The sequence below is a fragment of the Pseudomonas sp. HP_01 genome (genome assembly GCF_055284355.1).
This window is the reverse complement of record NZ_JBTOPV010000012.1, coordinates 299753-323061: the sequence shown is the minus strand read 5'-3', so window position 1 is coordinate 323061 and position 23309 is coordinate 299753. Positions and strand designations below refer to the sequence as shown.

21 protein-coding genes are annotated in these 23309 nt (G+C 61.1%); 9 read left to right on the top strand and 12 right to left on the bottom strand.

Annotation, left to right across the window (positions count from 1 at the left end):
- Positions 1 to 418: 418 nt before the first annotated feature.
- From ACYAR8_RS10135 to ACYAR8_RS10125, 3 genes are all read right to left on the bottom strand, one after another.
- Positions 419 to 1201 carry a lipotoxin F family OmpA-related protein LptF gene (locus ACYAR8_RS10135; protein ID WP_074893254.1) on the bottom strand — a complete coding sequence of 261 codons (783 nt, stop codon included), beginning with the start codon at positions 1199 to 1201 and terminating at the stop codon, positions 419 to 421.
- Positions 1202 to 1249: 48 nt separating this feature from the next.
- Entirely contained in the window at positions 1250 to 1675 is a 426-nt protein-coding gene (locus tag ACYAR8_RS10130; protein ID WP_074893253.1) for a DUF4398 domain-containing protein, read from the bottom strand.
- 288 nt (positions 1676 to 1963) lie between these two features.
- Positions 1964 to 2299 carry a pilin assembly protein gene (locus ACYAR8_RS10125; RefSeq protein WP_074893250.1) on the bottom strand — a complete coding sequence of 112 codons (336 nt, stop codon included), beginning with the start codon at positions 2297 to 2299 and terminating at the stop codon, positions 1964 to 1966.
- A 240-nt stretch (positions 2300 to 2539) separates the two neighbouring features.
- On the opposite strand from ACYAR8_RS10125, the gene ppc reads away from it, so the two are divergent.
- From ppc to ACYAR8_RS10095, 6 genes are all read left to right on the top strand, one after another.
- Positions 2540 to 5176: a phosphoenolpyruvate carboxylase gene (gene ppc, locus ACYAR8_RS10120; RefSeq protein WP_463579774.1), complete on the top strand. Its 2637-nt coding sequence runs from the start codon at positions 2540 to 2542 to the stop codon at positions 5174 to 5176.
- Positions 5177 to 5460: 284 nt separating this feature from the next.
- Positions 5461 to 6108 carry an adenylate kinase gene (adk, locus tag ACYAR8_RS10115; protein WP_065989893.1) on the top strand — a complete coding sequence of 216 codons (648 nt, stop codon included), beginning with the start codon at positions 5461 to 5463 and terminating at the stop codon, positions 6106 to 6108.
- A gap of 90 nt (positions 6109 to 6198) precedes the next feature.
- Positions 6199 to 6873, top strand: coding sequence for a tRNA (adenosine(37)-N6)-threonylcarbamoyltransferase complex dimerization subunit type 1 TsaB (tsaB, locus tag ACYAR8_RS10110; protein WP_463579773.1), 675 nt, complete (start codon positions 6199 to 6201; stop codon positions 6871 to 6873).
- 332 nt (positions 6874 to 7205) lie between these two features.
- Positions 7206 to 7496, top strand: a complete 291-nt coding sequence (locus tag ACYAR8_RS10105; protein ID WP_074893258.1) for a hypothetical protein — start codon at positions 7206 to 7208, stop codon at positions 7494 to 7496.
- Positions 7493 to 8365, top strand: coding sequence for a DUF72 domain-containing protein (locus tag ACYAR8_RS10100; RefSeq protein WP_074893244.1), 873 nt, complete (start codon positions 7493 to 7495; stop codon positions 8363 to 8365). Before ACYAR8_RS10105 ends, ACYAR8_RS10100 begins: the two co-directional genes overlap by 4 nt.
- Positions 8366 to 8414: 49 nt before the next feature.
- On the top strand, positions 8415 to 9113 hold the full coding sequence (locus ACYAR8_RS10095; protein ID WP_463579772.1) for an extensin-like domain-containing protein: 699 nt from the start codon (positions 8415 to 8417) through the stop codon (positions 9111 to 9113).
- 43 nt (positions 9114 to 9156) lie between these two features.
- On the opposite strand, the gene ACYAR8_RS10090 is transcribed toward ACYAR8_RS10095, so the two are convergent.
- Positions 9157 to 9786 (bottom strand): energy transducer TonB, encoded by a 630-nt coding sequence (locus ACYAR8_RS10090; protein WP_108120914.1) that lies wholly within the window; start codon positions 9784 to 9786, stop codon positions 9157 to 9159.
- 98 nt (positions 9787 to 9884) lie between these two features.
- Between ACYAR8_RS10090 and ACYAR8_RS10085 the strand changes: the two genes are divergently transcribed.
- Positions 9885 to 10676: a class I SAM-dependent methyltransferase gene (locus ACYAR8_RS10085; RefSeq protein ID WP_074893239.1), complete on the top strand. Its 792-nt coding sequence runs from the start codon at positions 9885 to 9887 to the stop codon at positions 10674 to 10676.
- A 133-nt stretch (positions 10677 to 10809) separates the two neighbouring features.
- Entirely contained in the window at positions 10810 to 11898 is a 1089-nt protein-coding gene (locus ACYAR8_RS10080) for a catalase family protein (RefSeq protein WP_463579771.1), read from the top strand.
- A 366-nt stretch (positions 11899 to 12264) separates the two neighbouring features.
- On the opposite strand, the gene ACYAR8_RS10075 is transcribed toward ACYAR8_RS10080, so the two are convergent.
- From ACYAR8_RS10075 to ACYAR8_RS10040, 8 genes are all read right to left on the bottom strand, one after another.
- Positions 12265 to 12894, bottom strand: a complete 630-nt coding sequence (locus ACYAR8_RS10075; protein WP_463579770.1) for a TetR/AcrR family transcriptional regulator — start codon at positions 12892 to 12894, stop codon at positions 12265 to 12267.
- Positions 12891 to 13580 (bottom strand): DUF4197 domain-containing protein, encoded by a 690-nt coding sequence (locus ACYAR8_RS10070; RefSeq protein WP_463579769.1) that lies wholly within the window; start codon positions 13578 to 13580, stop codon positions 12891 to 12893. The genes ACYAR8_RS10075 and ACYAR8_RS10070 overlap by 4 nt, the downstream gene beginning before the upstream one ends.
- Before the next feature lie 39 nt (positions 13581 to 13619).
- On the bottom strand, positions 13620 to 14018 hold the full coding sequence (locus ACYAR8_RS10065) for a YbaY family lipoprotein (RefSeq protein ID WP_463579768.1): 399 nt from the start codon (positions 14016 to 14018) through the stop codon (positions 13620 to 13622).
- Positions 14019 to 14064: 46 nt separating this feature from the next.
- Entirely contained in the window at positions 14065 to 16557 is a 2493-nt protein-coding gene (gene plsB, locus ACYAR8_RS10060) for a glycerol-3-phosphate 1-O-acyltransferase PlsB (RefSeq protein ID WP_074893230.1), read from the bottom strand.
- A 97-nt stretch (positions 16558 to 16654) separates the two neighbouring features.
- Positions 16655 to 17032, bottom strand: a complete 378-nt coding sequence (locus tag ACYAR8_RS10055) for a hypothetical protein (RefSeq protein ID WP_463579767.1) — start codon at positions 17030 to 17032, stop codon at positions 16655 to 16657.
- Positions 17033 to 17098: 66 nt separating this feature from the next.
- Positions 17099 to 17908: a putative RNA methyltransferase gene (locus ACYAR8_RS10050; RefSeq protein WP_463579766.1), complete on the bottom strand. Its 810-nt coding sequence runs from the start codon at positions 17906 to 17908 to the stop codon at positions 17099 to 17101.
- Positions 17908 to 19059, bottom strand: coding sequence for a succinyl-diaminopimelate desuccinylase (dapE, locus tag ACYAR8_RS10045; RefSeq protein ID WP_074893226.1), 1152 nt, complete (start codon positions 19057 to 19059; stop codon positions 17908 to 17910). The genes ACYAR8_RS10050 and dapE overlap by 1 nt, the downstream gene beginning before the upstream one ends.
- A 103-nt stretch (positions 19060 to 19162) precedes the next feature.
- A complete protein-coding gene (locus ACYAR8_RS10040) occupies positions 19163 to 21751 on the bottom strand; it encodes a glycosyltransferase family 2 protein (RefSeq protein ID WP_463579765.1) in 2589 nt (862 codons plus the stop codon).
- 232 nt (positions 21752 to 21983) lie between these two features.
- On the opposite strand from ACYAR8_RS10040, the gene tcdA reads away from it, so the two are divergent.
- Positions 21984 to 22802, top strand: coding sequence for a tRNA cyclic N6-threonylcarbamoyladenosine(37) synthase TcdA (gene tcdA / locus ACYAR8_RS10035; protein WP_074893222.1), 819 nt, complete (start codon positions 21984 to 21986; stop codon positions 22800 to 22802).
- Positions 22803 to 23309 lie beyond the last annotated feature (507 nt).

Sequence of the window (23309 nt, the reverse complement as noted above, 5' to 3'; positions counted from 1 at the left end):
CCGTGCTCAAAAAACCAACCGAAATGGCGTGAATGCCAATCCGGGGGGCACGGAGATATCAAGGCTTGTGCCAGTTATGAATTAGCCAAGCAAAATCAATAGCTTAAGAAGAAAAACGACGGGTTTTAGCGAACGCTAAACCCGATAACAAAGTAAAAGTGCGCAAGAAGTTGCGCACCCCTGCGCAACTTCTTGCGCACTCGTCTACAGGCCACGAGCGACGTGGCCTGTAGAGCATCAACGCCCTGTTTTGAACAAGTGAGTGCGCAACTTCTTGCGCAGTCCCCAAAAACACGGGGCGCATTCAGTTCTTCCTAAGAGCACCTCACCCCAACCCCATCCGGAGAAAAACGCAGGCCACAAAAAAGCCCCGCCTGTTTCGCAACAGGCGGGGCTTTTTATTGCCGCTACAACCGCATTACTTCATCGAAGAGCGCGGTGCTACTGGCTGGTTGTCGTTGGAAATGGTCACTTCCACACGACGATTCATGGCACGGCCCGAGGCGCTGGTGTTGTCAGCAACCGGGTATTCCTTGCCGTAACCCTGGGCCACGATACGCTCCGGGCCTACGCCCATCTTGATCAGAGCCATGCGCACGGAGTTCGCGCGGCGCTCGGACAGCGAGTCGTTGTAGGCAGCCGAACCGGTGCTGTCGGTGTAGCCTTCAACGATGACCTTGCGATCAGGGTTTTCCGACAGGAACTGGGCCAGCTTGTTGACGTTGACCAGACCGGACGACTTCAGCTCAGCCTTGTTCAGGTCAAACAGTACGTCGCCGAAGGTCACCAGCGTACCGCGTTCGGTCTGCTTGGCGTTCAGGCTGTTCTGCAGGGCCTTGATCTGAGCATCACGGGCATCCAGACGCGCTTGTGCACGTTGGGCCGCAGCGCCTTTCAGATCGTTTTCAGCGGTCTTCAGGTTGATGGTCTGCTTGGCCAACTCAACGCGCTGGTTGGTCAGGTAGGCAAGTTGATCGACCTTCTTCTGGTCATCATTGTTGCGGTACGCAGCGTCAGCCTTGTCCAGCCACTCGCTGGCGTCTTTGGTTTCCAGCGCAGCCAGTTCAGTGGCTTTAGGGTTGCTTTGCAGCGCGGAGTAGTTGGTGCGGGCTTGTTCGAGATTCACGTTCGGCTGCGACGAACACGCCGCCAAACCAACGCTCAGAGCCAGCAGGGCAGGAATAAGTACTTGTTTACGCATAATATTTTCGTCCTTTAACTCAATGGCCAATGCTTGAACTGCGAGGCGTTACTGTGTGACAGGCTGAACCTGACGCATGCCTTCTTCACGCAACTCATTGACGCCCTGACGAGCATCCTGCACCGCTTTCTGTGCCTTCGCGGCCTGAGCCTTACGCTCGGCTACACGTGCATCCCACTCGGCCTGCTCGGCGTATTTACGAGCTTCGTCGTATTTCTTTTCCTGCATCGCCAGTTCGGCTTGCTTGAACTTGTCCTGAGCGGACTTCATTTCAACGGCAGCGTACTCGGTCGCGCCAGCGGTGACAGCGGCGTTGACGGCCGACTGGGTCACGGCGTACTGCTCGCTCGGAGGATTGCCTGCGCAACCAGCCAGAAGAACGCTGGTACCCAGCGCCAGTGCAGCCATCTTCAGCCCGCGCAGGCGATTGAACGTTGGTTTGGCAGTGCTGGTGTTCATGGTGGTCAACTCCATTGCTTAACTCCTGAAAACTGGTTGTTCCATTTCAGCAGCAGCCCACGCGGATGGATGGTGTTGCGTCGCTTCCGCTGTCATCTGACGGCTTTACTGGAATGGCTAATTGCTCGGACCGCCGCGTTTTTTGAATAGTTCAGACATTTTTTTTAACTTCCGGTCAGCTTTTGTTACGTGTTGTAAAATTGGCGCTCGAAAAATGACAGCTTTTTGCCCACGCGATTATCGGACCGATACGGCCTACAGGGCATTTTTTCAGAGCTAAAAGCGACGTCGCGGATGCAACCGTTACAGGCCTTCCCGATCGGAGATTTTCTGGAGATGCTGCCTCGAAAGCTCGAGAAACCGGGGCGTCGGGCCAACATCTTCGTAGAGCGGGTTGCCTTCCTCATCCGTGGCGACAACCTGCTGACCGCGCACGTAAGGAAAGCTCGCCTCCAGTTCTTCCAGCGCGGCGCCGATCAGCTCGCCCAGCAACTCCTCAGGCGTGCGCTTGGGGTACATCTCGGCGATCGCCGCAAGCCGCGCGGCAGCCTCCACGTCCAAATGAATGGCGTAAGCGGTCTCGGTCAGACGGCCTTTGGCGTTCTGTTCCCACTGTTCGGCGAGTTCTCGGATCTTCATACATACCTCATCGGTTGCCGCGCGAGGGCGGGTATTGGACGTGGAGAGCCACGGTGAAGCGTGACTGAGACGGGCTTCCCCGGCGGTGAAAGTGCGTCGAGGGTTGCGTATGGACATCAATTTGTCGCTCTATACACACCAATAGAAACGAAACCCCGCAGGGCGTTCCGTTCGGCAGCAGCGAATGGACCCCCGCAAGGACTCGCCGGTAAAAACAAAAAAGCTGAAGGAGAGGGCTGGATGGCTGATATCGATGCACGATTGCGCGAGAACGTTCATCTGTTGGGTGAGCTGTTGGGCAACACCATTCGCGATCAGCACGGCGCTGATTTCCTCGAGAAGATCGAGCGCATCCGCAAAAGCGCGAAGGCTGATCGCCACGCATCGACCCAAGGCACCGAGCAGCTTAGCTCCAGTCTTGAAGACCTGGGCGAGGACGAATTGCTGCCGGTGGCACGTGCGTTCAATCAGTTCCTCAATCTGGCGAACATCGCCGAGCAATATCAGCTGATTCACCGTCGCGATGACGGCAAGCCGCAGCCTTTTGAATCCCGCGTGTTGCCCGAACTGCTGGAACGTCTCAAGCAGGCCGGGCAGACACCCGAAGCGTTGGCGCACCAGTTGACCACGCTGCAAATCGAACTGGTGCTGACCGCGCACCCGACCGAAGTCGCGCGGCGCACGCTGATCCAGAAGTACGACGCCATCGCTGCGCAGCTGGCTGCGCTCGATCATCGTGATTTGAACCGCCACGAGCGTGAGCAGATCACCGCGCGTCTGCAACGACTGATTGCCGAAGCGTGGCACACCGAAGAAATCCGCCGCGTCCGCCCCACGCCCGTCGACGAGGCGAAGTGGGGGTTTGCGGTCATCGAAAATTCCCTGTGGCAAGCGATCCCCAATTACCTGCGCAAGGCCGATCAGGCGCTACACGCTGCGACCGGTCTGCACCTGCCGCTGGAGTCGGCGCCGATCCGCTTCGCTTCCTGGATGGGCGGCGACCGCGACGGCAACCCCAATGTCACCGCTGCTGTCACGCGCGAGGTGCTGCTCCTGGCGCGCTGGATGGCCGCCGACTTGTACCTGCGTGATGTCGATCAACTGGCCGCCGAACTGTCGATGCAGCAGGCCAGCCCTGCGCTGATGGAAGCGGCGGGTGACAGCGCCGAGCCTTACCGCAGTGTCCTCAAGCAACTGCGTGAGCGGCTTCGGGCCACACGCAACTGGGCCCACGCCTCACTGAGTGTCACCCAGGTCGCGCCGGAAGAGGTATTGCACGAAAACCGCGAGCTGCTTGAGCCGTTGCAACTGTGTTACGACTCGCTGCACCAATGCGGTATGGGCGTGATCGCCGATGGCCCACTGCTCGACTGTTTGCGTCGTGCGGTGACCTTCGGCCTGTTTCTGGTGAAGCTCGACGTGCGCCAGGATTCCACACGGCACAGTTCGGCCATGAGCGAGATCACCGAATACCTCGGGCTCGGCCGCTACGACGAGTGGGATGAGCCGACACGCGTCGACTTCCTGCTGCGTGAACTGGACAACAAACGGCCGCTGCTGCCTGCGCATTTCAGCCCTGAAGCGGACACCGCCGAAGTGTTGGCGACCTGCCGTGAGGTCGCGGCTGCGCCGGCGGCATCGCTGGGTTCCTACGTGATTTCCATGGCCGGCGCGGCCTCGGATGTGCTCACCGTTCAACTCTTGTTAAAAGAAGCCGGGCTGCAAAGATCCATGCGCGTGGTGCCGTTGTTCGAAACCCTCGCCGACCTGGACAACGCCGGCCCGGTCATCGAGCAGCTCTTGAGCATTCCTGCCTATCGCCGAAGCCTGGAAGGTCCGCAGGAAGTCATGATCGGCTACTCGGATTCGGCCAAAGACGCCGGCACCACCGCTGCGGCGTGGGCGCAGTACCGGGCGCAGGAAAAACTGGTTGAGATCTGCCGCGCGCAGGAAGTTGAGCTGCTGTTATTCCACGGTCGCGGCGGCACGGTCGGTCGTGGCGGCGGCCCTGCACATGCGGCCATTCTGTCGCAGCCGCCGGGCTCGGTGGCGGGGCGTTTCCGCACGACTGAGCAGGGCGAGATGATCCGCTTCAAGTTCGGCCTGCCGGACATTGCCGAGCAGAACCTCAACCTTTATCTGGCTGCAGTGCTGGAAGCCACGTTGCAACCGCCGCCGATGCCGCAACCGGCCTGGCGTCAGGTGATGGACGAACTGGCCGAAGACGGCGTGAAAGCCTACCGAGCCGTGGTTCGGGAAGACCCGGAGTTCGTCGAATACTTTCGTCAGGCGACGCCGGAACAGGAACTGGGCCGCTTGCCATTGGGCAGCCGTCCGGCCAAGCGCCGCGAAGGCGGGGTGGAAAGCCTGCGTGCGATTCCGTGGATTTTCGCCTGGACCCAGACTCGCCTCATGCTGCCCGCCTGGCTGGGCTGGGAAAACGCATTGAGCACGGCGCTGGAGCGCGGTCAGGGTGATCTGCTCGCCGAGATGCGTGAGCAGTGGCCGTTCTTCCGCACCCGCATCGACATGCTCGAAATGGTGCTGGCCAAGGCCGACAGCGACATCGCCCAGCTCTACGACGAACGTCTGGTGGAGCCGAAACTGCTGCATTTGGGGACGCATTTGCGCGGCCTATTGTCGCAGGCGTGTGACGTGGTGCTCGGCCTGACGGGCCAGTCCAGGCTGTTGGCCCACAGCCCTGAAACGCTGAAGTTCATCAGCCTGCGCAACACTTACCTCGACCCTCTTCATTTATTGCAGGCGGAGTTGCTGGCGCGCTCCCGTCACCAGGACGCGAGTCTGGACAGTCCGCTGGTGCAGGCGCTGCTGGTGTCTGTCGCAGGCATCGCCGCCGGATTGCGCAACACCGGCTGACGGACAGGCAAGCCGGCCGAATGAACACCACCCCTTTCATTCGGCCGCACGCTTGAGCGTCGTGGCCGGTGTAGCGTCACCCGGCTGCACGAGGTCTGACCCGCGCGCGGATCGATGCCAAGCTACTGGTTTTTCGCGGGTTACTGCGACTTTCGCCGTCTTGTGCGGCATGAATCGGCTGTGTATCTTGATCAGCCTTTGGCCGTTGGGTCAGTAAAATTTTGCGATTGGCCCCATTTAGGCGAATCCGACGATATCTCTATAAAAATTTGAGGAGCACAACAATGCGCGTGATTCTGCTGGGAGCTCCCGGGGCCGGCAAAGGTACTCAGGCAAAGTTCATCACTGAGAAATTCAACATTCCGCAGATTTCCACCGGCGACATGCTGCGCGCTGCGGTCAAGGCTGGCACTGAACTGGGCCTGCAAGCCAAAAGCGTCATGGACAGCGGCGGTCTGGTCTCCGATGACCTGATCATCGGCCTGATCAAGGATCGCCTGTCCGAGCCTGATTGCGCTGGCGGATGCCTTTTCGACGGCTTCCCGCGCACCATTCCTCAGGCAGAAGCCCTGAAGAAAGCCGGTTTGGCCATCGATCACGTCATCGAGATCAAGGTCGATGACGAAGAGATCGTCAAGCGCATCTCCGGTCGCCGCGTTCACGAAGGCTCCGGTCGCGTCTACCACACCCTCTACAACCCGCCAAAGGTTGAAGGCGTGGATGATGTCACTGGCGAGCCACTGGTTCAGCGCAAGGACGACGTCGAAGCCACTGTTCGTCATCGCCTGTCGGTCTACCATTCCCAGACCAAGCCGCTGGTGGAGTTCTACACCAAGTTGCAGGCCCAGGACGGCACGCCGAAGTGCAGTCACATCGAAGGCGTCGGCTCGGTGGAGCAGATCACCGCCAAGGTGCTTGAAGCCCTGAGCTGATTCGCGTCTCACCGCATTGAACAACGGCCCGCTTGCGGGTCGTTGTTGTTTATAATGCGGCACTTTTTTCGCACAACGATGGAAACCCCGATGACCACCTTGCTGGCCCTGGACACCGCCACTGAAGCCTGCTCAGTCGCTTTGCTGCATGACGGCAAAGTGCTGACTCACTACGAGGTGATCCCGCGCCTGCACGCGCAAAAACTCCTGCCGATGATCAAGGACCTGCTGGCCGAGGCGGGCATCGGCCTGTCGGCGCTGGACGCCATCGTCTTTGGGCGCGGGCCGGGCGCTTTCACCGGCGTGCGTATCGCCATCGGTGTGGTTCAGGGGCTGGCCTTCGGCCTGGACCGCCCGGTGCTGCCGGTCTCCAATCTCGCGGCCCTGGCGCAACGGGCCTTGCGTGAGCAGGGCGCCACTCAGGTCGCGGCCGCCATCGACGCGCGGATGGACGAAGTCTATTGGGGTTGCTACCGCGAAGTGGCGGGGGAGATGAAGCTGGCGGGCGAAGAGGCAGTCATGGCGCCTGAGCTGGCAGCCTTGCCGAGCGCTGCGACGGGCGACTGGTTCGGCGCGGGCACGGGCTGGGGTTATGCCGAGCGCATTGTCGCCGGTGTCGGTGCCCGGGACGCCACGCTTTTGCCCCACGCGCAGGACCTGCTGACCCTCGGCACTTTCGCCTGGCAGCGTGGCGAAGCCATCGTTGCCGACGACGCCCAACCGGTTTACCTTCGGGATAAAGTCGCCACACCCAAGGCGCGTTGAGGACCAACCCTATATTCCGGCCCTTCGCAAATCTGTAGGAGCCGGCTTGCTGGCGAACCTGCGTCATCCGGCACTGCTGCAGTGCCGGGTTGAATTGAGTTCGCCAGCAAGCCGGCTCATGCTGCCGGTATCGATCAGGCCGGTGAATACGCCATGGCACGCCCGATCTGCGAAGCAGGTCACACTGTTCACGACCGTTCAGCGATAAATCCGCATAAAATTCAGGCGGGTTTAAACAATTCGCAATAAGTGTGGTCTAGTTATCGTTCGCATGTTTGCTTAACGGCTTACTGTGAGATTAAATTGCCATTATTAGACGCCGAGTAAGCATGATGCGAATCACCGGTCCTTCACCACGTACCTACCCGATCAAGCGCAAGCCTCGCAAGGATTCTGCGGCGCTGGAAGGTTCGTTCGAGGAAGTGAACGAGGAGATCGAGGTGAATCCGCAAGTGGCCCGTCGCCAGACCGGTACCACTGCAAACGTGCCCGCGCGTCAGCAAGACATCATTTTCCCCCGTGCCATGAGCACCCGCGTCGCCCACGCGCTGAGCAGCTATCTGATGACCTCGACCTTCGTCGAGTGGGATCTTGAAGTCGCCGGGCTCGATCTTCACGTTTGAACCTCGCTCATCCACCTTATTACATCGGTTGCCCGTCCTGGAGCGAAAAGGCCTGGCGTGAGTCACTGTACCCGCCGGATGCCCCGGACCTGGATTTGCTCGGTTTGTACGCCCAGGTCTTCAACGCCGTCGAGGGCAATACCACGTTTTACGCGCGTCCCAAGCCTGAGATCGTTCAGCGCTGGGCGGACGCCTTGCCGGAGCACTTTCGCTTCTCTGCAAAAATCCCCCGTGACATCAGCCATGCCGGCGACCTGCGCGAGCACCTGGGCGCGGTAGAGGATTTCCTGCAACTGCTTGCGCCGCTGGGGTCGAGACTTGAACCCCTGTGGCTACAGCTGTCGGCCAGTTTCGGTCCCCATCGGTTGAATGAGCTGGCCGCGTTCATTGATGCACTGGAAGGCCGGCCGTTGGCGGTGGAAGTGCGCAACATGGCGTTTTTCACCAAGGGCGAGGACGAGCGTCAGCTCAACCGACTGTTGCTCGACCGGGGTGTCGAGCGCATCTGTCTGGATTCCCGGCCGTTGTTCAGTTCCGTCTCCACTGACCCTGCCGTGCTTCATGCGCAATCGAAGAAGCCCAAAGTCCCACCGCGTCCGGCCGCGCTCACGTCCTTCCCTCAAGTGCGCTTCATTGGCGGGCCGGATGAGGAGATCAACGAAGGCTTCATCGTCCAGTGGGCGGAAAAGGTGGCCGGCTGGATCGAGGAGGGACGTACGCCTTCGGTATTCCTGCACACGCCTGACAACATCGCCTCGCCCCAACTGGCCCGTCGTTTTCACCAGCAGCTCATGACTCTGCTGCCGGGGTTGCCCGATCTACCGGAACTGGATCGCGGTCGGCAAGTGGAGCAACTCGGGCTGCTCTGAGGTCGAGATAGGGTGGACTCATCCCTCCGTCAGACGAGAACCTTCCTGCATGCGCGGCTCTACCTTCTTTCTTCTCCTGGTTTTGATCAGCGCAGCCGTTGCGGTGTCGATCTGGCGTGGCTGGCTGCCTGTCGAAGACCGCTGGAATCCGTGGGCCCCGCTGAATGTGCGGGACGAGCCCAACTTTATTACGCCTTTCAAGCTCTGGCGATTGCAGGAGGATCCGGCGTTGTGCGAGGCCGCACTGCAAACCTCGACCCTGCGCTACACGCACCAGGCCGACAGCGCTGCCGACGCCAAATGCCCACTCACCAACACTCTGCGTATCCAGGGCGGCGACGTCGCGCTGAGCAGCAGTTTTCTGTCCAGTTGTCGCCTGGCGGTGGCGTATGCGCTGTTCGATATTCATCAGTTGCAGCCGGCGGCCCAGTCGGTGTTCGGGCAGAAGGTCACGCAGGTCGATCACCTTGGCAGCTTCGCCTGTCGCAACATCTACAACCGCAGCGAGGGCCGCCTGAGTCAGCACGCCACCGCGAATGCGCTGGACATCGCCGGGTTTCGACTGGCAGACGGGCGCAGGATCTCGGTGCTCAAGGACTGGAAAGACGAGGGCGACGAGGCGCGTTTTCTGCGATTGGTAAGGGATGGCGCCTGCCAGCAGTTCAATACGGTGCTGAGCCCGGATTATAACGCCGCACACCGAAACCACTTTCACCTGGACATGGGACGCTGGCGGGTGTGTCGCTAGGGGAGGCGAGCGAGGTTGTGCTGCGCTGGGTTACGGCCTGGCGTCAGGCAGCGATACGAAGGTTCTGCAGCACAATCGGACGCGCCCAGCCGTTATCAAAGGCCAGATGACGCTGCTGCTCGGTCATCTCTTCAGCGCTGAAGGGTGTGGCGGGCTTGTCGGCCAGGTCCCATTCAAATTCGGCAATCGGCAGGAACAGTGGGCGAGGCTGAGGGCCCGGGCCGTGTTCAACGCTGTCATCGTAGGGGTTGAGCACGGTAGGGCGAACCCAGTTGTCATCGAATTCGAGGTTGCGTTGTTGCTCTATCATTTCCATCGCGGTGAACGGCTTGGCGGGCTTGTCGGCCAGCTCCCATTCGAACTCGGCGATCGGCAGGAACAAAGGCTCCGGCGGCGCGATTTCCTTGTCCTGAACCGGGCATTCACGCTGCTCGACGATCTTGCCCAGCGCAGTGGCGCCGGCAATAGGCTCGCCGGTCAGGTTGTCCGTCGTGGCGACGGCGCTGTATTCCGGGGTTTCGCCTGCGTTGTCATCGACCTGTTGGGCCATCGCACGGGCAAACGCATCCTGCCAGAGCTGCGTGACGCCGCTCAGGGTTTGGGTATTGCGTACGCTGTAGTCGCCTGCGTACGTCAAATAGCCTATCGAGGAGGTTTGCTGAATGTCTGACATAAGCGCTCAGTACAGCCCGTGGGTCTGGCAAAATGCCGGATACTTTTGTTATCGGCAGACACTGCCAATCATTAAGAATATTTGAGTGCGTAGAGACAATGACTGAGCAGCACGCGGGCAGCCGCATTCGGGTCGACAGCCTGACCCCCGACGGGCAGGAAAACGCAGAGCAGTGGGCGCAACGACTGGGTTTGCCGCTGGCCGACGCCAACGCGGATTTCGCCCTGCAAGTGGCCGAGGACGGGCTGCAATTGCAGCAACTGGGTGACGACGCGCCCGGCCCGGTGCGCGTGGATTTCATCGAAGGCAAGGCGGCTCATCGTCGTCTGTTTGGCGGCGGCAGCGGGCAGATGATCGCCAAGGCCGTAGGCATTCAGCCGGGCGTGCGCCCGCGGGTGCTGGATGCGACGGCGGGGCTGGGCAAGGACGCCTTTGTGCTGGCGAGTCTGGGGTGCGAAGTAAGCCTGATCGAGCGACAGCCAATCATCGCCGCGCTGCTCGAAGACGGTTTGGCGCGCGGTGCAAGGGATCTGGACGTGGGCGGAATCATCGCGCAGATGCGCCTGTTGACCGGCAACTCCATCGAGCTGATTCGCCAATGGGAAGGCGAGCCGCCCCAGGTCATTTACCTCGACCCGATGTTTCCCCACCGGGAAAAGACCGCGTTGGTGAAGAAGGAGATGCGCTTGTTCCGTCCACTTGTGGGCGACGACATGGACGCCCCGGCACTGTTGGAAGCCGCGCTGGCGCTGGCCAGCCATCGCGTTGTCGTCAAGCGCCCGCGCAAGGCGCCGTGCATCGAAGGGGCCAAGCCTTCCTACGCGCTCGACGGCAAATCCAGCCGCTACGATATTTACCCGAAAAAAGCGTTGAAAGGCACGGGGGCGTGACACTCGTCCGGTAAACCTGAACCCGGCAATTGTCGGCGCAGTCATCTGCTGTGCCGATGCCTGACAAGCCACCGTTTCAGGTGTGCGCTCATCGGCGATATGCCCTGACCAGAGCTGTAGCCGGAGATAACCGATGAGCACCTTCCCGTTGTCCGTGACGCCTTTGCCGTTCGAGCCGCACTTCGAGCAGATACCCGATGACGAGGCTCAGACGAGCAAAGAACTCGCCGAGGCCATGCAGAGCATTCTGGAAACTACTTACGAAGATGGCGGCCATGCCATCCGCAGCGTGCATGCCAAGGCCCACGGCTTGCTGCATGGGCAAATCCGCATTCTGGATAATCTGCCGCCCGAACTGGCCCAGGGTGTCTTCGCCCATGCCGGCACGCTCGACGTGAAGATGCGCTTTTCCACCAATCCAGGTGATCTGCTCGACGACAAGGTGTCAACGCCGCGCGGTCTGGCCATCAAGCTGGTCGGTGTACAGGGCGCACGCCTTCCAGGCAGTGAAGGGCAGGTCACTCAGGACTTCGTGATGCAGAACGCCAAGGCGTTCACGGCCGCAACGCCCAAGGATTTCCTCAAGACCCTGAAGCTGCTCGCCAAAACCACCGACAAAGTGCCCAACATGAAGAAAGCGCTGTCGGCCTTTTTCCGTGGTCTGGAGTCGGTGGTTGAAGCCGTGGGCGGGGAGAGCGGCACGCTCAGATCACTGGGCGGGCATCCGATGACCCATTTGCTGGGTGAGACCTATAACAGCGTCGTGCCGTTTCTCTATGGCCGCTACTACGCCAAGCTGAGCGTGGTGCCCGTGTCTCCCGAACTCACCGCGTTGACCGACCAGAAGGTGGACCTGAATGGCCATCCGGACGGCTTGCGGGAAGCGGTGCGCAGTCACTTCGCGAGCAAGGGGGGCGTTTGGGACGTGCGTATCCAACTGGCGACCGATCTTGAAAAAATGCCGATTGAAGACGCTTCGGTGGAATGGTCCGAAGAGCTGAGCCCGTTCGTGACGGTTGCCCGTATCGAAGTGCCGCTCCAGGACAGCTGGTCAGACGAACGCCAGCAGGAAGTCGACGAGGGTATGGCTTTCAGCCCCTGGCACGGCGTGGTTGAACACCGTCCACTGGGCGGCGTCATGCGGGTGCGCAAGCCGTCCTATGAGCTGTCTTCAGGCTTTCGCGCCAGCCACAACGGCTGCCCGATGCACGAGCCTCGCTGATCAATCGCAAGCCAGTCCTAAGGGGTACGCGCGGTGTTGTAGGACCGGCTTCAGCCGGGAAGGGGCCGGTGTGGTCAACATCAGATTTGTGGTGTGTGGCCTGACGCCTTCCCGGCTAAAGCCGGTCCCACAATATAGTCCGGCGCCAGTATCCATGGATGCACGCGGTGTTGTAGGACCGGCTTCAGCCGGGAAGGGGGCCGCGTGCGCACAATCAGATGTGTGGTGTCACGCCCGACGCCTTCCCGGCTAAAGCCGGTCCCACAATACTGGCCGGCGCCGATCTCTATGGATGCACGCGATGCTTTCAGTGGGACCGGCTTCAGCCGGGAAGAGGCCGGTGTGATCACCATCATTTCTACAGCCCTAAACCCGATACGCCTTCAAGAACAGCGTTACCACTTCACTGGCATGACGGTCGGCAGTCTGCTCGTCCGCTATTTCCCCGGTGCCGATGAGAAGCCTGAAATGGTGCACGCCTTTGATCAAACTCAATAAGTGCCCCGCCGCATTAAGCGGCGATTCAAAATGCAGGCCGTTTTTACCGCTCAGCTTGCCCAGGAATCGCTCCAGCTCGTGCAGGACGCGTTGCGGTCCTGCTTCGAAGAACACCTGAGTCAGCGATGATGCCTGAGGTCCCAGGGTGATTATCAAACGGTTCAGGTCGATGGACTCAGGGCTGTTGATCAGCGTCTGAAACCCCCTCGCAATTCCCAGCAGCACCTTTTCCACAGGTGCGTCCATCGGGACATCCACGAACAACTCGGGCACCTCCTCCTCGCAGCGCGCCACCACCGCGCACGAAAACAGCGTCTCCTTGTCAACGAAATGACTGTAGACCGTGAGCTTGGAGACTCCGGCTTCAGCGGCCACGGCGTCCATGCTGGTCTGGATATAGCCGTTGCGGATGAACAGGCTCTTTGCGGCGTCAAGGATGGCCTGTCGCTTGGCCAGATCCTTGGGACGGCCGGGGCCGGCGAGGGAGGTTGACTTCACAACGCGCCGAACACTTTTTTCGCCAGACCGGTCGCTGCCGCTGCCGGGTTGGCGCGGATGGTTTCTTCCTGTTTGGCGATCATTTCGAAGAGGCCATTCAAGGCCTTCTCGGTGACGTAGCCTTCGATGTTCGAGCTCTTGGCATCCAGCACTCCCAGCGTCGCGGCCTGACCGGCGAAGGCGTTGTATTTCTGTGCCAGGCCGACTTTGTCAGTGGCCTGTTTGACGATGGGCAGGAACCTGGCGCGGATCTGTTCGCGGCTGGAGGTGCTCAGGTACTGGGTCGCCGAGTCCTTGCCGCCGCTGAGGATGGCTTTGGCATCCGACACGCTCATCTTTTTCACGGCATCGACCAGCAACGTCTGCGCCTGGGGCATCGCCGCCTCAGCCGCCTGGTTCATGCTGGTCTCCAGCTGATCGACCTGCGCGCCCATGCCGAACTGTTTCATCTTCTTGGCGACCTTGCCCAGGTTGCCGGGCAGTTCGATGCGCACATCCTTGTTGTTGCTGAACCCACCTGGTACGCCCAGTTGCTTGACGGCGACCTGGGCGCTCTGTGTGAGGGCATCCTTCAATCCGCCGGTGGCGTCCGATTGCGACAGATCATTGAGCGACAACGCGAAGGCACTGGCCGATAACAGCAGGCCGGCGCATATACCAGTGAACGAGATTGAGCGACGCAGCATGGGTAATGTCCTTTTCAGCGGTCTGTGATGCACGCCCGATTAACGGGCCGGGCTCAAGCGAATTTTGACGGGCGGTTTTTCGTCCAGCGTCAGGTCCACCGTGTAGCGCTCGGTGCTGATCATCAGCAACTTGCCGTCCACTTCGATGCGTGCGCTGACCGAGTAAGTGTGACCCGGCTGGACCTGCTTCTGATCGTAGGTCAGGTGAAACGGCAGCGGCACCTGGCCTTTGATCGGGCCGTTCTGGCTGGCGAGGATCTGCGCGGGCGCATCGGCCAGCGTCACGTCCTGCAGCGTGACCTTCAGCGTAGCGGCCGGCGGAAGCGCCATGCGCTGCAGATAAAACACCTCGCCATCCACCGAGCCCGGCAGGTTGTCCGGCACGTGAGCGCAAGCGGCCAGCACGGTGGTCATGAGGGTGAGCAGGATATGTTTCATGTGATGCTCCTTGTCAGGTGAAACATTTGAAGGGCTTCGCCGTCGCTCAGGCGATCGGTGCGGCCCCGACGACTTCATCACTGCGGTGCAACGCCACCTGGCGGATCGACAGCCGGATTTCCGCTGGCAATACGCGCTTGGCGGCGCCTTCCGCCAGATCCCCCAACATATCGTGATAGCTCAGTTTGCCGGCGGCATCGGTGCGCAGGACGCCCTGATCCAGCAGCGTCTGAATGAAATGCCGGAACAGGCTCTTGTCGAAAAACTCCGGCGCGTTCAGGCCGTGCAGGATCGACAGCCGCTGGGCCATCGTCGTGCACAACTCCTCAAGCCCTTCGGCGCTGAGCGTGTGCTGACCGCTGTTGAGCAGCAGGGAAATCGCCATGTAGAAACGCTGCAAAGTCTGGGCAATCGCCCGCGACAGCACCGTCAGCATCACAAAAGCCCGGGAGCTCGGCGCCGGGCGCAGGTACACGCCGTTCTCGAATCGCAGCAGGCCCTGTTCGACAAACGCCGCCAGCCACTGATCGATGACCTCATCCAGGTCCTCCAGCGACCAGCGGATGAACAGCTCCGATTGCAGGTACGGATACAGCGCCCGCGTATAGCGCAGAATCTGCTCGCGGCTCATGCGCGACGAGCTCTGGAAGAAGCAGGCCAGCAACGAGGGCAGCGCGAAAATGTGCAGCACGTTGTTGCGGTAGTACGTCATCAGGACGGCATTCTGCTCGTCCAGATACAGAATCTTGCCCAGCGCATCGCTGAGTTCCGAGAGCAGGTTCATGCCCTTGACGTGCTCGATCAGCGCCCGGCCGTCACCGTCCGGCAGCGTGGTATGGGGCGAGTAGGGCACGGTGCGCAACAGCGTCAGGTACAGATCGAGCACCCGCGCCAGGGCTTGATCGTCCAGCGCGTGTTTCGCCGTCGACAGCAACGCCAGCGCCACCAGATTCACTGGGTTGATCGCAGCCGCTTCGTTCAGGTGGCGGGCGACGCGTTCGCCCAGACGGTGTGTGGTCTCGTTGAGCCACGCCGGTTTGAACACCGGTCCCAGTTCCTGAGTACGCCAGTCCGGCTGCTCATGGTCGAGAAACTCGGTCAGCTTGATCGGCTCACCGAAGTTGACCGAGACCTGGCCGAAGCGCTGCTTCAGCGCACCGATGACTTTGAAGATGTCGAAGATCGACTCTTTCTTCTTCGCCGCACCGCGCAGTTCGCCCAGGTAGGTCCGGCCTTCCAGTACGCGCTCGTAACCAATGTACACCGGCACGAACACGATGGGCATGCGCGAATTGCGCAGGAAACTGCGCAGGGTAATCGCCAGCATTCCGGTCTTCGGCTGCAACATGCGCCCGGTCCGCGAACGTCCGCCTTCGACGAAGTACTCCACCGGGAAACCTTTGGTGAACAGGGTGTGCAGGTATTCATTGAATACCGCGGTGTACAGCGGATTGCCTTTGAACGTGCGGCGCATGAAAAACGCGCCACCGCGGCGCAACAGGCCGCCGATCACCGGCATGTTCAGGTTGATGCCGGCGGCAATGTGCGGCGGGGTCAGGCCGTTGCGAAACAGCAGGTACGACAGCAGCAGATAGTCGATGTGGCTACGGTGGCACGGCACATAAATGATCTCGTTGCCCTGGGCGACGTTTTGCACGCCCTCCAGGTGACTGACCTTGATGCCGTCGTAAATCTTGTTCCAGAACCAGCTCAGCACCACTTCCAGAAAACGGATGGCGGTGTAGGTGTAGTCCGAAGCGATCTCGTTGCCGTAGTGCAGGGCTTTTTCACGGGCCTTGGCTTCGGTGATTTTCTCTCGGGCGGCCTCGTCGAGAATGGCCTGCCTGACCAGCGGATCCGCGACCAGCCCTTTAACCAGATGACGACGGTGAGAAAGGTCCGGGCCGATCACGGAGGTCTTCAGGTTGCGGAAATGCACGCGCAGCAGGCGTTGCGCCATGCGCACCGTGCGCTCGTAACCCTTGTTCTGATCGACCAGCTCGCGCAGATGAACCGGCGCCGAGAACTGCACGCGAGTCTTGCGGCCCAGGATCAGGATGGTCACGAAGCGACGCAGGCGCCCGGTCACCTTCCAGCTATCGGCAAACAGCAGTTTCCACGGGCTGTCTTCCTTGTCCGGTGACTGGCCCCAGAACACGCTGACCGGAATGACTTGCGCGTCTTCGGTAGCGTTCTGTGTGACCGCTCCGACCAGACGTTCAAGGGTCGGCGGTGCGCCGCGTTTGTCGTGGCGCCCCAGCCAGTCAGGCTCGGGCGTCAGGTAGAAAAACGCGGCCGGCTCGGTCAGATTGCCCACGGCGACGGACAGGACTGGGCGCGGCAGACCGGCCTTGCGGCACTCGGTATCAAGGACCGCGAGGTCGCTTATCGAAGGGTTTTGCAGCGCATAGAAAACCGGGCGGCTGCGGTCGAGATTGAGGGTGAAGGACGACTGGTTGATCGTCTCCGAGCGCACCCACAGGTAAAGCAGGCGGCGCACGGTGCCGAATACAAGACGTCGAAACGGGGAACGGGTCATAGAGTTCTGCTGAGAGGGGCGACGCCCGCGAGGCCGCCAGTTTGCCGCATCTGGTGGGGATGGGCAAAGCGGCGCGGGTGCCCGGCGGGATGACGTATCAGGACGTATGCCAGGTGATTTCTTCTTCACCATCAATGCTGATGCGAATCCATTGATCGGCTTCGGCGTCACTCTCTTCCTCGACCCACGTCCCCGGCGCGCAACGCACTTCGACTTTTAGCGCAGCGAAGGCGGCACGGGCGCAGGCGATATCGTCTTCCCACGGGGTCTTGTCGCTGTCCAGGCACAGGCTGTTCCACTTGCCGACCGCCTTGGGAATCCAGGTCACGGGCACGTCGCCTGCGAGGCATTTCCAGGTCTGGCCTTTCTGTGTCCACTCAGAGCAAGGGCCGATGTCTGCGGTCAGCCAGGCCGTGATCGCCTTGTGGTCGACGTCAGCGTCTTTCAGGTAAATCTCGATATCGGGTTGGCGCATGGATGCCTCTTGGTTGTGCTGGAAAAATCCACTCGCGGATTCAGTCTGTTCAGGTGCTTCAAGCCGTCAATTCAGGACGAAATAATCGTAGCGCATGGACACCGTGACCTCGAACGGCTCGGCCTGATCAATCACGTTCGCGCGCCGTTCGGCACTGGCGCGCCAGCCGTGGGGCGTCATGGCCAGCAGATTGGCGCGGGCCTGGCCGTCCGCCAGTGTCAGGGTGAAGCGCAGGGTTTCGCTGTGCTGCAGGCTCATGCCTTCCGGCACCAGCGCCAAGTGTTTGTCATCACTGTAGTCGCGGACTTCGTCGTACAGGCGCTGACGCAATTCCATCAGGTGGTCGTTGGTCGGTCCTACACGCATCAGGCCGCCACCCGGCGACAGCAGGCGCTTGGCCTCGGCCCAGTCCAGCGGACTGAACACACTGGCGATGAACTGCATGCTCGCATCCGGCAGTGGCACGCGCGCCATGCTGGCGATCAACCAGGTGATCTTGGGGTCGCGTTTGCAGGCGCGCTTCACCGCTTCGCGGGAGATGTCCAGCGCATAGCCGTCAGCGTCGGGCAGGCCCTGGGCGATCTGCGCGGTGTAATAACCCTCGCCGCAACCGATGTCGACCCAGTGCGACGGCGCGCGCTCGGCGGCCAGTTCGGCGAGACGCTTGGCAACCGGCGCGTAATGCCCGGCGTTGAGAAAGTCGCGGCGGGCCTCGACCATCGCCTGATTGTCGCCAGGGTCGCGGCTGTTTTTGTGCTGCACGGGCAGCAGGTTCAAGTAACCCTGACGGGCGCGGTCGAAGCGGTGCCCGGCGGGGCACACGACGCCGTTATCCGCTGAATCGAGCGGGGCGGAGCAGATCGGGCAGGTCAGCATCAGGCGAGCAACTTGACCAGGGTCTGGTAGTAGATCTCGGTCAGCACGTCGAGATCGCTGGCGAGGATGCGTTCGTTGACCTGATGGATCGTCGCATTGACCGGCCCCAGTTCGACCACTTGGGTGCCGAGGGTGGCGATGAAGCGACCGTCCGACGTGCCGCCGCTGGTCGACGCACGGGTGTCGCGACCGGTGACGTGTTTGATGCTCGCGGATACAGCGTCCAGCAATGCGCCCGGTTCAGTGAGGAACGGCAGGCCGGACAGCGCCCATTCCACGTGCCAGTCCAGGTCATGCTTGTCGAGAATAGCGGCCACACGTTGCTTGAGGCCTTCGACGGTGGATTCGGTGGAGAAACGGAAGTTGAACACCGCCACCAGATCCCCCGGGATCACGTTGGTGGCGCCGGTGCCTGAATTCAGATTGGAAATCTGGAAGCTGGTCGGCGGGAAGAAATCATTGCCGTTGTCCCAGTGCTCGGCGGCCAGCTCGGCCAGCGCAGGCGCGGCCAGGTGAATAGGGTTCTTCGCCAGGTGCGGGTAGGCGACATGGCCCTGAATGCCTTTGACGGTGAGGGTTGCGCCCAGTGAGCCGCGACGGCCGTTCTTGACCACATCGCCGACCAGCGTCGTGCTCGACGGTTCGCCAACGATGCACCAGTCGAGGCGCTCCTTGCGCGCCGCCAGACGCTCGACCACCGCTTTGGTGCCGTGGTGGGCCGGGCCTTCTTCGTCGCTGGTGATCAGGTAGGCGATCTTGCCCTTATGGTTCGGGTGATCGGCGACGAAGCGCTCGGTGGCCACGATCATCGACGCCAGGCTGCCTTTCATGTCCGCCGCGCCACGGCCGCAGAGCATGCCGTGTTCGTCGATCAGCGCGCTGAACGGATCATTCTGCCAGGCCTGAACCGGGCCGGTCGGCACCACGTCGGTGTGACCGGCGAAGCACAGCACCGGACCGTCCTGATTGCCATGGGTCGCCCAGAAGTTATCCACATCCTGAATACGCATGGGCTCCAGGGCAAAACCGGCATCGCTCAGGCGTTTCATCATCACGGCCTGGCAGTCGGCGTCCAGTGGCGTGACGGATGGGCGACGGATCAGGTCGCAGGCGAGTTGCAGCGTGGGCGAGAGGTCGGCTGGGGCTGTCATGAAAAGTCCGAGATATTGAGTGAAGGCAAGGCGATAAACCGGCGAATAGCTTAAAGCAAAACGGCGACCCGAAGGCCGCCGTTTAGTACAGCGCCCCATTGTTTCAGGCGGTAGCGGGTTCTTCCGTCGGTTTCGGTTTCGGCAGCGACGACAGAAACGCCATGATCAGCGCCGCCAGATACGGCAGCGATTGCACCAGCAGCATGATGACCCAGAAGCGCATGTCGTTGCTCGGCAGACCCTGTACCAGACAGATGCCCAGCGCAGCGCCCCACAGCATCAGCATGATGAACAGCTCTTCGCGGGCCTCGGAAATCGCCACCAGCAAGCCATGGCTTTCGGCGTTTTTCGGAGTGCGGAAGAACGGAATGCTGGTAGTAAAGAAGCCGTACAACACCGCTTTGGCGATCGTGTGAGACAGTGCCAGCCCCGCGAGCGCCGCATAGAACGCGTCCGTGAGGTTCACGCCAACGGCGCGGCGGTACAGGAAGATGATCTTGCCGACCTTGAAGAAGAACAGCGCCAGCGGCGGAATCGCGAAAATCAGCAGCGGTGGATCAACACGGTTGGGCACGATGATCATCGCCGACGACCAGAGCAGTGCGCCGACCGTGAAGAAGATGTTCATGCCATCGGCCACCCACGGCAGCCAGCCCGCGAGGAAGTGATAGCGCTGGCCGCGGGTCAGTTCGGTGTCCTTGCCACGCAGCAGGCTGGCGGCGTGACGCTTGATGATCTGAATCGCGCCATAGGCCCAGCGGAAACGCTGCTTTTTGAAGTCGATGAAGGTGTCGGGCATCAGGCCCTTGCCGAAGCTATTGTGCGCGTACGCGGCTGAATAGCCTTTTTCGAAAACGCGCAGGCCCAACTCCGCGTCCTCGCAGATGCACCAGTCCGCCCAGCCAAGCTCTTCAAGCACCGAGCGACGGGTCATGGTCATGGTGCCGTGCTGAATGATCGCGTCGCGGTCGTTTCGGGTCACCATGCCGATGTAGAAGAAGCCTTTGTATTCGGAGTAGCAGAGCTTCTTGAACGCGCTTTCGTGCTGGTCGCGGTAGTCCTGCGGCGACTGCACCACGGCGATCTTCGGATCGGCAAAGTGCGGAACCATGTGCTTGAGCCAGTTGCGGTCGACGCAGTAGTCCGAGTCGATCACGGCAATCACTTCGGCGTCCGGCGCGGTGTGCGGGATCAGATAGTTCAGGGCGCCGCCCTTGAAGCCGGCCAGGGGGGCGACGTGGAAAAACTTGAAGCGCGGGCCGAGCATTTCGCAGTGGGCCTTGACCGGCTCCCACACGGCGGGATCCTTGGTGTTGTTGTCGATCAGCAACACTTCAAAATCAGGGTAATCCAGCGCGGCCAGTGCGTTGAGGGTCTGTTTGACCATCTCCGGCGGCTCGTTGTAGCAGGGGACGTGAATCGACACTTTCGGTCTGTAGGCCGAATCCCCTTCAACGGGCAGGAATTCGCGGCGGCGCTTGTGCGTCCACACCGCTTCGGCCAATTCGTGGGCTTCGGTCAACAGTACGATAAAGACGCCGAACGCGCCCAGCGCCAGTAAAAATCCTACAAGCAGGCTGAACCAGGTGCTGTATTGCTGGCTGTAGTCGTAGCCGATCCAGACCAGAACCGAGCCGCACAGGAAGGCGATGAAGGTCAGGAATGTCCGGCCCCGCTGACGCAGCGCCGAGCCGTCAATCAACAGTAAGGCGAGGGCCAGCATCGCCAATACTGCCGAGCCGATCGCCAATACGCGCCACTGCGGGATCGCCACGATCGGGCCTTCGAAATTGAATTTCTGCTGGCGGGCAGCGTTATAAACGCCCCAATACGCGCCGACCGAGCCTTCGTCGCTGGCTTTCCACGGCTGATCGAAGGCCTCGATCACGAAGTAGTTGAAGCCCTGACGGTTGAGCTTGTTGACCAGCGTGCGCAGGTAAACCGCCTGGTCCGACTGAGTAGCGTCCGCACCGCCGCGCATGTGGCCATTGCTCGGCCAGCCGACCTCGGAGAGCAGCAGTGGTTTTTTCGGGAACATGCGTTTCAGTTCGCGGGCGCGGTCGAGCACGTACTGCCCGGCTTTATCCATCGGGATGTATTCCCAGTACGGCAGGATGTGCGCGGCGACTAGGTCAACGTGCTTGGCCAGTTCCGGGTACTTCTCCCAGATATGCCACTGCTCGGACGTGGTCACCGGTACTTTCACGGCGGCGCGCACACGGTCGAGGGCGGCCATCAGGTCCTTGGGTTTGATCTCTTCGCGATACAGCGCTTCGTTGCCGACTACCACGCGAACCACACTGCGCGTCGTGTTCGCCAGCTCGATCGCCGTGGTGATTTCGCGCTCGTTGCGCTCAAGGTCCGGGCTGATCCAGATACCGAGGGTCACCCGCAGGCCGAACTCCTCGGCCAGCTTGGGGATGTCCTTGAGCGTGCCGTCCACCGAGTAGATACGGATGTTGTCCGTCTGCTTGCTCATCAGCTCCAGGTCCTGACGCATTTCTTCGTCGGACGGGTAGAGATCCTTCTGCGGATTCTGTCCCAGCCGGAAAGGCGAATAGGAAAAGCCGGAGATCTGTTCAGGCCAGTTGGGGGCGGTGACGGGGCGGTTGATCAGCGCCCAGAAGCCAGTGAACAGCGCAGCAATCGCCACGACGACAACGAGGTTGAGTCCAAATTTACGCGATGACATAGGTGCTTCAGGTTCCAAGAGGGGAACGGGGAGGAGTGACAGGGTACAGCGGGGCGAAACTTTGGCAACCGACACGTGTTGAAGTTCTGTTCGACCGGCGGTGTAGGGCGTTGACTGTGCGCTGCGGGCAGGCCGGGAAAGAGGTGACTTTCAGACCAAACGCCTGCAACTCAGCGCTTTGCGAATCGCCGTGAGGGCCTATAATGCGCGCCGGTTTTTTGGGGTATTGGTCATGAGCACAGAAGATCCGCGTTTCGCTGGCGTCGCCCGCCTGTACGGCATCGAGGGGCTGGAACGTCTGCGCGCGGCCCATGTGGCGGTGGTCGGCATCGGCGGCGTGGGTTCCTGGGCGGCGGAAGCCATGGCGCGCTGTGGCGTGGGCGAGATTTCCCTGTTTGATCTGGACGACGTCTGCGTCAGCAACAGCAACCGCCAGTTGCATGCCCTGAGCAGCACCGTTGGCCGCGCCAAGGTCGAGGTAATGGCCGACCGTCTGCGGGAGATCAATCCCGATTGCGTCGTTCATGCCGTCGCCGACTTCGTCACCCGCGACACCATGGCCGAATACATCACGCCGGACATCGACTGCGTGCTCGATTGCATCGACAGCGTCAACGCCAAGGCCGCGCTGATCGCATGGTGCAAACGCCGCAAGATCCAGATCATCACCACCGGCGGCGCAGGCGGGCAGATCGACCCGACCCTGATTCAGGTCTGCGACCTCAACCGCACCTTCAACGACCCGCTGGCGTCCAAGGTGCGTTCGACCCTGCGCCGCGACTACGGCTTTTCCCGCACGGTCACTCGCCATTACAGCGTGCCGTGCGTGTTCTCCACCGAGCAACTGCGCTACCCCAAGCCGGACGGCAGCATTTGCCTGCAGAAAAGCTTCGTCGGCGATGGCGTTAAGCTGGACTGCGCCGGTGGTTTTGGCGCGGTGATGATGGTGACGGCCACGTTCGGGATGGTTGCGGCGACCAAGGCTGTGGACAAAATCGTCGCCGGCGTGCGACGGCCGTCGGAGCGGGCGAAAGCAAAGCCAACGGACTGACGGCAGAGGATGTGGGAGCACACTTGCTCACGAAGGCCGCCTTCAACGGCCGGATATCGAGTGGATGTGCCGGCCTCTTCGCGGGCAAGCGCGCTCCTACAGGTCTTGCGTCCAACGCGGATTTTCGGTGAACCGCGATCAACTGTAGGAGCGCGCTTGCCCGCGATTGCGGTGTGTCAGTCGCCATCGATGTTTCTGACTCGACGCCTTCGCGAGCTGCTCCCACAGGTCTTTCGTCCAACGCGGATTTTCGGTGAACCACGATCAACTGTAGGAGCGCGCTTGCCCGCGATTGCGGTGCGTCAGTCGCCATCGATGTTTCTGACTCGACGCCTTCGCGAGCTGCTCCCACAGGTCTTGCGTCCAACGCGGATTTTCGGTGAACCACGATCAACTGTAGGAGCGCGCTTGCCCGCGATTGCGGTGTGTCAGTCGCTATCTATGTTTCTGACTCGACGCCTTCGCGAGCTGCTCCCACAGGTCTTTCGTCCAACGCGGATTTTCGGT

Coding starts and splice junctions, on each gene's coding strand:
- ACYAR8_RS10135 (WP_074893254.1), bottom strand. CDS start 1,201: ATGCGTAAACAAGTACTTATTCCTGCCCTGCTGGCTCTGAGCGTTGGT.
- ACYAR8_RS10130 (WP_074893253.1), bottom strand. CDS start 1,675: ATGGAGTTGACCACCATGAACACCAGCACTGCCAAACCAACGTTCAAT.
- ACYAR8_RS10125 (WP_074893250.1), bottom strand. CDS start 2,299: ATGAAGATCCGAGAACTCGCCGAACAGTGGGAACAGAACGCCAAAGGC.
- ppc (WP_463579774.1), top strand. CDS start 2,540: ATGGCTGATATCGATGCACGATTGCGCGAGAACGTTCATCTGTTGGGT.
- adk (WP_065989893.1), top strand. CDS start 5,461: ATGCGCGTGATTCTGCTGGGAGCTCCCGGGGCCGGCAAAGGTACTCAG.
- tsaB (WP_463579773.1), top strand. CDS start 6,199: ATGACCACCTTGCTGGCCCTGGACACCGCCACTGAAGCCTGCTCAGTC.
- ACYAR8_RS10105 (WP_074893258.1), top strand. CDS start 7,206: ATGCGAATCACCGGTCCTTCACCACGTACCTACCCGATCAAGCGCAAG.
- ACYAR8_RS10095 (WP_463579772.1), top strand. CDS start 8,415: ATGCGCGGCTCTACCTTCTTTCTTCTCCTGGTTTTGATCAGCGCAGCC.
- ACYAR8_RS10090 (WP_108120914.1), bottom strand. CDS start 9,786: ATGTCAGACATTCAGCAAACCTCCTCGATAGGCTATTTGACGTACGCA.
- ACYAR8_RS10085 (WP_074893239.1), top strand. CDS start 9,885: ATGACTGAGCAGCACGCGGGCAGCCGCATTCGGGTCGACAGCCTGACC.
- ACYAR8_RS10080 (WP_463579771.1), top strand. CDS start 10,810: ATGAGCACCTTCCCGTTGTCCGTGACGCCTTTGCCGTTCGAGCCGCAC.
- ACYAR8_RS10070 (WP_463579769.1), bottom strand. CDS start 13,580: ATGCTGCGTCGCTCAATCTCGTTCACTGGTATATGCGCCGGCCTGCTG.
- ACYAR8_RS10065 (WP_463579768.1), bottom strand. CDS start 14,018: ATGAAACATATCCTGCTCACCCTCATGACCACCGTGCTGGCCGCTTGC.
- plsB (WP_074893230.1), bottom strand. CDS start 16,557: ATGACCCGTTCCCCGTTTCGACGTCTTGTATTCGGCACCGTGCGCCGC.
- ACYAR8_RS10055 (WP_463579767.1), bottom strand. CDS start 17,032: ATGCGCCAACCCGATATCGAGATTTACCTGAAAGACGCTGACGTCGAC.
- ACYAR8_RS10050 (WP_463579766.1), bottom strand. CDS start 17,908: ATGCTGACCTGCCCGATCTGCTCCGCCCCGCTCGATTCAGCGGATAAC.
- dapE (WP_074893226.1), bottom strand. CDS start 19,059: ATGACAGCCCCAGCCGACCTCTCGCCCACGCTGCAACTCGCCTGCGAC.
- ACYAR8_RS10040 (WP_463579765.1), bottom strand. CDS start 21,751: ATGTCATCGCGTAAATTTGGACTCAACCTCGTTGTCGTCGTGGCGATT.
- tcdA (WP_074893222.1), top strand. CDS start 21,984: ATGAGCACAGAAGATCCGCGTTTCGCTGGCGTCGCCCGCCTGTACGGC.